The 1,908-nt window shown below is 26.7% G+C and carries 1 protein-coding gene; it reads right to left on the reverse strand.

All coding sequences use genetic code 11. The features are described from left to right. Nucleotides 1–1,491, reverse strand: a 1,491-nt coding sequence (locus ACRCZX_RS00005) for a hypothetical protein (protein ID WP_438580905.1), incomplete at its 3' end; no start/stop codon positions are given. Nucleotides 1,492–1,908 lie beyond the last annotated feature (417 nt).

Genomic DNA, 1,908 nt, shown 5'->3' on the forward strand with positions numbered 1-1,908 from the left:
CGCAGAAAAAGCTATTTTTTGTATTTTTGTATTCATTCCACATTCTGCTATATAATTTTGATAAACAATACTTTCAATCCTGTTTTGCTCACTCTCTGAAAGTTCTTCAAACGCTTCAAAATAAGCTAGGTCGTACCCTGCTATACTTTGAGCTGGCTTTTCATCTTCTAGAGCCTTAAAATCGTTTTTAACGGGTTTTATGATCGTTTCTTCGTCTTCTACCCAATTGTTTTCTAGAGCTTTTATAAAATAAGCTCTTACTGCTACAACTTTATTTTTTTTCATATAAATTGCAGCGGCTTCAACTTTTGAGTATCCATACTTTTCAATAGCTTCTTTAATAGTTTTAGGCATACTTTTCAAACTTCTCGCTTTACTTGGCATCAATCCTAAAATTTTATCTATCATCTCTCTTGTTGAGACTGTACAAGATTTTATAGGCTCTATTTCTTCTATCATTTCGTGTTCTGTCTCACTTACAGTTGTATATGTTAATAGTTTGCGAAAATCATTTTTATCTTCAAAGAATCTTTGTTGCTTTTCTTCTTTCGAATTCTCATTAAAGAAAACTTCTATTTCTGAATTTGACCAACCAGAACCTTTTAAAATGTTAAAGTCTTTAATAAGATTTTTCTTTTTTAGTTCATCAAAAGCATTTTCCAATATTTTTACGGTTCTACTAATTTTATATTTGTCATATTTTAGAGGTATCCGTTTTATTAAAAAAATAACATCTATTTTTAAATACACACTTTCAAATCTTAATTTTTCTATTAGCATATAAATTGTTCTAGCTGTGCTTGTAGAAATGTCTAATAAGATTCCAGAGTTATAAACCATATAACCTTTTTGGATAATATTTTGATAAAAATGGTCACTTATATTTATTTCATAAATCTCTTTTATTCTTCCATCTCCGTACTCATTTCTATATATAAGATTTTTTTTTGAAGAAAGTTTCAAAATTTCTAAACTTAAAATAGATGTAGTTATTTCTTTGCTAAGAATGCCATTTAATTCTGAAGAGTACATTGTATTTTTAAAATCATAATTGGTTTTAGCTAATCTTAATAAAGAATTTTTAATAACATCACCATATCTAGTTGTCTTCAATTTTAATTTATCTCTTAGTTCTGTTGCTGAAACTGTAAATTTTTGAGGCATTCCTCTTTCTTTCATAATTTGCATTAGTGCAATAAATACTTTTTCTTCTGTTTCACCAGGAATATAATTTCCAGCTATAGGTGTAACTGTTATATAAGTATCACGATTTCTATTGAAAAAATATTTTACAACTTGATTAATTTTTCGCTTTGTGTTTTTAGAAAAAATTGGAAACTGCACTATATTCAAATCCACTCTTATAAGTTCTTTGTTTTTTAAATCGTTTTCATCTACATAAAAATTTTCTTCAACATACTCAGTTTCAGGAGTATCTATTGTTTCAACCCACCATGGTTCAGATTTTTTTTTAACAATTTTATCATTCAAATCTAGCAGCTCCTTTAGGTATTTTTTTTTGACATTAGATGATGAATAATTCAAGAATCAACATTTTTTTTAACAAAAAGCAATCATTTGACGTCCTTTTTTATCCATAATACACTAACAATTCAAAAAAATCAATTTTTTTATGGTAATTCATCATCTAATGTCAAGACATTCATCATCTAATGTCAAGACATTCATCATCTAATGTCAAGACATTCATCATCTAATGTCTAAACATTCATCATCTAATGTCCTACAACAAAAAAGCTTTTTAGCTCAATAAAATCAATGGCTAAAAGCCTAAAAAACAGGTGTATTTTTTGTACATAACAATAAACAATATTTACAATATAAACAACTATATACAATGTCGAATTATAAATCTATAATTTTTTGTACTAAAAAAAGTCTCTTAAA

Source organism: Cetobacterium sp., from assembly GCF_051658645.1.
Classification (GTDB): domain Bacteria; phylum Fusobacteriota; class Fusobacteriia; order Fusobacteriales; family Fusobacteriaceae; genus Cetobacterium_A.